Origin of the sequence: Rhodosalinus sp. (assembly GCF_041685465.1) — a bacterium.
GTDB lineage: Bacteria > Pseudomonadota > Alphaproteobacteria > Rhodobacterales > Rhodobacteraceae > Rhodosalinus.
This window is the reverse complement of record NZ_JAWLFS010000172.1, coordinates 1-6,633: the sequence shown is the minus strand read 5'-3', so window position 1 is coordinate 6,633 and position 6,633 is coordinate 1. Positions and strand designations below refer to the sequence as shown.

The 6,633-nt window shown below is 72.1% G+C and carries 5 protein-coding genes; all 5 read left to right on the top strand.

The window, feature by feature from the left end; genetic code table 11:
• On the top strand, nucleotides 1-2,331 hold a 2,331-nt coding region (locus ACESL7_RS11425), incomplete at its 5' end, for a glycine cleavage T C-terminal barrel domain-containing protein (RefSeq protein WP_372893449.1).
• Complete coding sequence (locus ACESL7_RS11420; RefSeq protein WP_372893448.1) at nucleotides 2,324-2,896, top strand: sarcosine oxidase subunit gamma; 573 nt, start codon at nucleotides 2,324-2,326, stop codon at nucleotides 2,894-2,896. The genes ACESL7_RS11425 and ACESL7_RS11420, both read left to right, overlap by 8 nt.
• A 27-nt stretch (nucleotides 2,897-2,923) precedes the next feature.
• Nucleotides 2,924-3,238 (top strand): hypothetical protein, encoded by a 315-nt coding sequence (locus tag ACESL7_RS11415; RefSeq protein WP_372893447.1) that lies wholly within the window; start codon nucleotides 2,924-2,926, stop codon nucleotides 3,236-3,238.
• A 46-nt stretch (nucleotides 3,239-3,284) separates the two neighbouring features.
• Complete coding sequence (gene dnaG, locus ACESL7_RS11410; protein ID WP_372893446.1) at nucleotides 3,285-5,225, top strand: DNA primase; 1,941 nt, start codon at nucleotides 3,285-3,287, stop codon at nucleotides 5,223-5,225.
• Between the two features lie 110 nt (nucleotides 5,226-5,335).
• A partial coding sequence (locus tag ACESL7_RS11405; RefSeq protein ID WP_372893445.1) for an RNA polymerase sigma factor region1.1 domain-containing protein occupies nucleotides 5,336-6,633 on the top strand: 1,298 nt, incomplete at its 3' end.

Here is a 6,633-nt window from a genome sequence, read left to right as displayed (position 1 = left end):
CGGCTCCTGTCGGAGGACGAGACCGTGGCGGGCCAGCCCGCGCATGTCTGGGTCGCCGCCGTGATGGCCGAGTTGTCGAGCCTGCCGAACGTCCGGGTGATGCCGCGCACGACGGTCACGGGCGCCTACGACCAGGGCACCTACGGCGCGCTGGAGCGGGTGAGCGCGCACATGGCCCGCCCCGCGCCGGGGCTGCCGCGCGCGTGCTTCTGGCGCATCGCGGCGCGGCGCGCGGTGCTTGCCGCCGGGGCGCTCGAGCGGCCCGTGGCCTTCGCCGGCAACGACCGGCCGGGCGTGATGATGGCCTCCGCCCTGCGCAGCTACCTGCACCGCTGGGGCGTCGTGCCGGGGCGGTCCGCGGTCGTCTTCGGCAACACCGACGACGCGCAGCGCACGGCGCGTGATCTTGTCGCCGCCGGCGTGCATGTCGCGGCGATGGTGGACCCGCGCCCCGACGCGCCCGAGGTCGCTGGCGTGCCGACCTATCGCGGCGCGGTGGTCACCGGCACCTCCGGTGGGCGGCAGGGGGTGGAGGCCGTGACGCTGCGGCTGGAGGACGGGCGGGAGGAGCGCCTCGCCGCGGACACGCTCGCGGTCTCGGGCGGCTGGAACCCGACGGTGCATCTGACCTGTCACATGAACGGCCGCCCCGTCTGGCGCGAGGACATCGCGGCCTTCGTGCCGGCAGAGGGCGCGGTGCCGGGGCTCGCGCCCGCGGGGGCCTGCGCCGGCGTCTTCTCCACGCGCGGCTGCCTCGAGGCGGGCGCGCGCGCGGCGGCGGAGGCGCTCGCCGATCTCGGGCGGCGGTCACCGGCTGCGGAGGTGCCGGAGTCCGAGGACGCGCCCTACCGCCTGCGCCCGCTCTGGGCGGTCGAGGGCAAGGGCCGTGCCTGGCTCGATTTCCAGAACGACGTGACCGTGAAGGACGTGAAGCTCGCCGCGCGGGAGAACTACCGCTCCGTCGAGCACATGAAGCGCTACACGACGCAAGGGATGGCGCCCGATCAGGGCAAGAGCTCCAACGTCGCGGCATTGGCCGTCCTCGCCGATGCCACCGGGCGCGCCATCCCCGACACGGGGACGACGACTTTCCGCCCGCCTTACGTGCCGGTCCCGATCGCCGCCATGGGCGCGGGGGCGCAGGGCGAGGGTTTCGCGCCCGTGCGCCACACGACGAGCCACGCGGCCAGCCGCGCGCGCGGCGCGCCGATGATCGAGGCGGGGCTCTGGTACCGGCCGAGCTATTTCCCGAAAGGCGACGAGGGTTGGGAGGCCGCCTGCCGGCGCGAGGCGCGCATGGTGCGCGAGGCGGTGGGCGTGGCCGACGTCTCGACGCTGGGCAAGATCGACGTGCAGGGGGCGGACGCCGCGCGCTTTCTCGATTTCGTCTACGCCAACACCTTCTCGACGCTGAAGCCGGGGCGCGTGCGCTACGGGCTGATGCTGCGCGAGGACGGGCACGTCATGGACGACGGGACCACCGCGCGGCTGGCCGAGGACCATTTCGTCACCACCACCACGACCGCCGCCGCCGGAGAGGTGATGGCGCATCTCGAGTGGGTGCGCCAGGGCCTCTGCCCGGATTGGGACGTGCGGCTCGTCTCGGTGACCGAGCAGTGGGCGCAGTTCGCCGTCGCCGGGCCGAAATCGGCGGAGCTTCTCGACGGGCTGATCGACGGGGGGCTCGACAAGAGCGCCTGGCCCTTCATGTCCTGCGGGCCGGTCACGGTGCAGGGGATCGCCGGGCGGCTCTTCCGCATCTCCTTCTCGGGCGAAGAGGGCTACGAGATCGCGCTGCCGGCGCGCTACGGCGCGGCGCTCTTCGACGCGCTTCTCTCCCGCGCCGAGGCGCTGGGCGGCGGGCCCTACGGCATGGAGGCGCTGAACGCGCTGCGGGTCGAGAAGGGCTTCATCACGCATGCCGAGATCCACGGGCGCACCACGGCCTTCGACATCGGCATGGGGCGGATGGTGAGCGCGAAGAGCGACTGCATCGGCAAGGCGGCCGCGTCCCGCGAGGGGCTTTCGGGGGACGACCGCGAGCAGCTCGTGGGCTTCCGCCCGGTCGAGGCGGGCGTGGCGATGAGCGCCGGCGCGCATGTCTTCGCCGAGGGTGCGGAGGCGGTGCGCGAGAACGATCAGGGCTATGTCACCTCGGTCGCGCCCTCGGTGGCCTTCGGCGGGTGGCTGGCGCTCGGCTTCCTGCGCGACGGTCGGGCGCGGCACGGCGAGACGGTGGTCCTCGTCGATCACCTGCGCGGCACGCGCGTGCGCGCCACGGTGCAGGAGCCGGTGCAATACGATCCGGAGGGAGGGCGGCTGCGTGGCTGAGCTGACGGCGAGGACACCCTGCGCGGGGCTGCTGCCGCGCCGCGCGGGGGCGATGCGGCTCGAGGAGGTGGAGCCGGGGCGGATCACCTCCCTGATGCCGGGGCCGGGGCAGGCCGGGGCGCTCGACGCCGCGCTCCGTGCGGCGCATGGTGTGGGCTGGCCCGCGCCGGGTGCGGCGCATCTTTCCGAGACGGCGAGCATGATCTGGACCGGCATGGATCAGGCGATGCTGATCGGCCCCGCGCCCGACCCGTCGCTCGCCGCGCAGGCCGCGCTCACCGACCAGTCCGACGCCTGGGCGGTGGTGGAGCTCTCGGGCGACGCGGGGCCGGAGGCGCTCGCGCGGCTGGTGCCGGTGGACCTGCGCGCCCATGTCTTCGCCGAGGGGGCGACGGCGCGCACGCTGCTCGGCCACATGAGCGTCAGCATCACGCGCACCGGGCCCGAGCGCCTGCGGATCATGGCCTTCCGCTCGATGGCCGGGACACTCGTGCACGAGGTGCACGAGGCCATGGAGAGCGTCGCGGCGCGGCGCGGGCTGGACGCGGGCGCCTCCGACGGGTAGGCGCGCCGCGAAAAGGAGGCCCTGCCCATGCGCCACATCATGTCCGCCCTGATCCTCGGCCTCGCTGTGCCTGCGACGGCTCCGGCCGACGAGCTGCGCGTGCTTTGCGAGACCTCCGCCGCGATGGCCGCAGAGGCCGCGGAGATGCGCCGCGCGACCGCGGACGAGGCGGAGGCCGCCGCCGGCATCGCCGAGGCGCATGCCGACGCCCCCTCGGTCGAGACGCTCGCGCCTCGGATCGCGGCCTGGGTCTGGACGCTGCCCGCCGACGCGCTGGAGCCCGAGGAGATCCGCGCCGCCTTCGTCGAGCAATGCCTCGAACAGGGCGCGGCGATGGAGTAGCCCGGGGGAACTGGACAGCCGGGCACGTGCACCCGATATAGAAGGCATGAGCCTGCCTCCCGGATTCCTCGACGAGTTGCGCAGCCGCCTGAGCCTTGCTCAGGTTGTGGGGCGCAAGGTCATGTGGGACACCCGCAAGTCCAACCAGGCCAAGGGCGACATGTGGGCGCCGTGCCCCTTCCACCAGGAAAAGACGGCGAGCTTCCACGTCGACGACCGCAAGGGCTTCTACTACTGCTTCGGCTGCCACGCGAAGGGCGACGCGATCTCCTTCGTGCGCGAGACGGAGAACGCCGACTTCATGGAGGCGGTGGAGATCCTCGCGCGGGAAGCCGGGATGCAGATGCCCGCCCGCGACCCCCAGGCGCAGGAGAAGGCCGACCACCTCACCCGCCTGCGCGAGGCGATGGAGGCTGCGGTGCGTCACTACCGCATGCAGCTTTCCACCGCGGCGGCCGGCGAGGCGCGCGATTACCTCGCGCGGCGCGGGCTCGACGAGGCGGCGCTCGCGCGGTTCGAGATCGGCTTCGCGCCGGAGGCGCGGCGCGGGCTCTTCGAGGCGCTGCGCGGAAAGGGGATCGAGGACAAGCTGATCGTGGACGCGGGCCTCGCCGCGGAGCCCGACGACGGCGGCGCGGCCTACGACCGGTTCCGCGGGCGCATCGTCTTTCCGATCCGCGACGCGCAGGGGCGGGCGATCGGCCTCGGCGGGCGGGCGATGCGCGCGGACGCGCGGGCGAAATACCTCAACTCGCCGTCAACGCCGCTCTTCGACAAGTCGCGCAGCCTCTACAACCACGGCCCCGCGCGCGAGGCGGCCGGCAAGGGCCAGCCGCTGATCGTGGCCGAGGGCTACATGGACGTGATTGCGCTCGTGCGCGCGGGCTTCGAGGCGGCGGTCGCGCCGCTCGGCACCGCGGTCACCGGCGATCAGCTGGAGCTTCTCTGGCGGATGGCGGACGAGCCGCTGGTCGCGCTCGACGGGGACCGGGCCGGGATCGCCGCGGCCTACCGGCTGATCGACCTGACGCTGCCGAAGCTGCGCGCGGGCAAGGGGCTGCGCTTCGTGCTGATGCCGCCGGGACAGGACCCGGACGACCTTCTGCGCGCGGGCGGCGCGGCGGCGCTCGGCAAGCTCATCGACAGCGCCGTGCCGATGGTCGATCTGCTCTGGCGCCGCGAGACCGAGGGCAAGGTGCTCGACAGTCCCGAGCGGCGCGCGGCGCTCGACGCGCGGCTGCGTGCCGAACTCGCCAAGATCGAGGACGCGGGCCTGCGCCGCCACTACGGCGAGGCGATCCGCGAAAAGCGCTATCAGCTCTTCCGGGGGCGCACGGAGCGGCGCGGAGCGCGCCGCGGCCCGCCGCCCGAGGCGCAGCCGCGGCCCAGCACGCAACGCTCGGCGCTCGCCGCCGCGGCGGAGGGGCCGGGGGGCGAGCGCCTCGCCGAATCGGTGATTCTCTCCGCGCTTTTCCTGCACCCCTCCCTGGCGCTCGACGTCGAGGCGCGGCTGGAGGCGCTGGAGTGGTCGGAGCCCGGCGCGGCCGCGCTGGCCGAGCTGATCCTCGCGCACGCCGGGGAGGCCCCGGAGGCGTTGCGTGCCCGTGCCCGAGAAGTTTTGGGGCCGGAGCCTCTTGAACGTCTGGACGCGCTGGACCATCTCGCGGTCATGCCGTTCCGCCGCCGGCCGGAGGATCGCGACGCGGCCCGGCAGGCCGTGGCGGGCGCGCTCGATCGGCTCGAGGCGGAACGCGGCCATCGGATGGAACTGAGCGAGGCGGAGGAAGACATCGCCGGCCTGGCGACCGAAACCCTGACCTGGCGCCTGCGCGACGCGGCCGAGGCGCGCCAGAAGGCGGCGCGCGCCATGCAGGAGGATCGCGCGGATTACGATGTCGCCGAGAACGGGGCGCGAATCGACCGGCGCGAACACGAGGCGCTGCTGAAGATGCTGGAGGAGCTCGGTCTGGGCGAATCGGGGCGCTGAGGCCGCAACACGACAGATTCCGGAAAAATGAGGGGCACCGGCTGTCCGAATCACTTACCCGCGCTAATGATTCGTGACATCCGACTCGCCCTGACAGCCAGGAGACCTGAATGGCCGCCAAGGACACCGAGGACCGCAAGACCGAAGAGCAGGATCAGGAGACCGCGCTGACGCTCGACATGAGCCAGGCGGCGGTCAAGAAGATGATCTCGCAGGCGCGCGAGCGCGGTTACATCACCTACGATCAGCTCAACTCCGTGCTGCCGCCGGATCAGGTCTCCTCGGAGCAGATCGAGGACGTGATGTCGATGCTCTCTGAGATGGGCATCAACATCATCGAGGAGGAAGAGGTCGAGGAGGACGACAAGGGCTCGACCGAACTCGTCGAAGCCTCCAGCACCAAGGACGTCGCGGTCGCCTCCTCCGAGTCCGAGAAGCTCGACCGCACGGACGATCCGGTGCGCATGTACCTGCGCGAGATGGGCTCGGTCGAGCTCCTGTCGCGCGAGGGCGAGATCGCCATCGCCAAGCGGATCGAGGCGGGCCGCAACTGCATGATCGCGGGCCTCTGCGAGAGCCCGCTCACCTTCCAGGCGATCACCATCTGGCGCGACGAGCTCCTCTCCGAGGATATCCTCCTGCGAGATGTGATCGACCTCGAGACGACCTTCGGCAATCAGCTCGGCGATGGCGAGACCGAAGAGCCGGTCGTGCAGGCCGAAGCCCCCACCGAGACCGACGAGAAGAAGGAGACGCGCGAGCCCGAGTACGACGCCGACGGCAACCCGATCCAGCGCGAGGACGACGAGGACGACGACGATCAGGGCAACATGTCGCTGGCCGCGATGGAGGCCGCGCTCAAGCCCCGCGTGCTCGAGACGCTCGACCGCATCGCCGAGGATTTCTCCCGCCTCTCCGACATGCAGGACGCGCGCATCTCGGCCACGCTGAACGAGGACGGCTCCTTCACGGCCGAGCAGGAGGCCACCTATCAGGCCCTGCGCGCCGAAATCGTGGAACTGGTGAACTCGCTCCATCTGCACAACAACCGCATCGAGGCGCTGATCGATCAGCTTTACGGCATCAACCGCCGGATCATGGGCATCGACGGTGCGATGGTGAAGCTCGCCGACCAGGCGCGGATCAACCGCAAGGACTTCGTCGACGCCTACCGCGGCTCCGAGCTCGACCCGGCGTGGCTCGACCGCATGGGCGCGAAGCCCGGCCGCGGCTGGCAGACCTTCTGCGATCGGTTCTCGGGCCGGGTGGAGGAGCTCCGTGCCGAGATGGCGCAGGTGGGCCAGTACGTCGGCCTCGACATCTCCGAGTTCCGCCGCATCGTGAACCAGGTCCAGAAGGGCGAGAAGGAGGCCCGGCAGGCCAAGAAGGAGATGGTGGAGGCCAACCT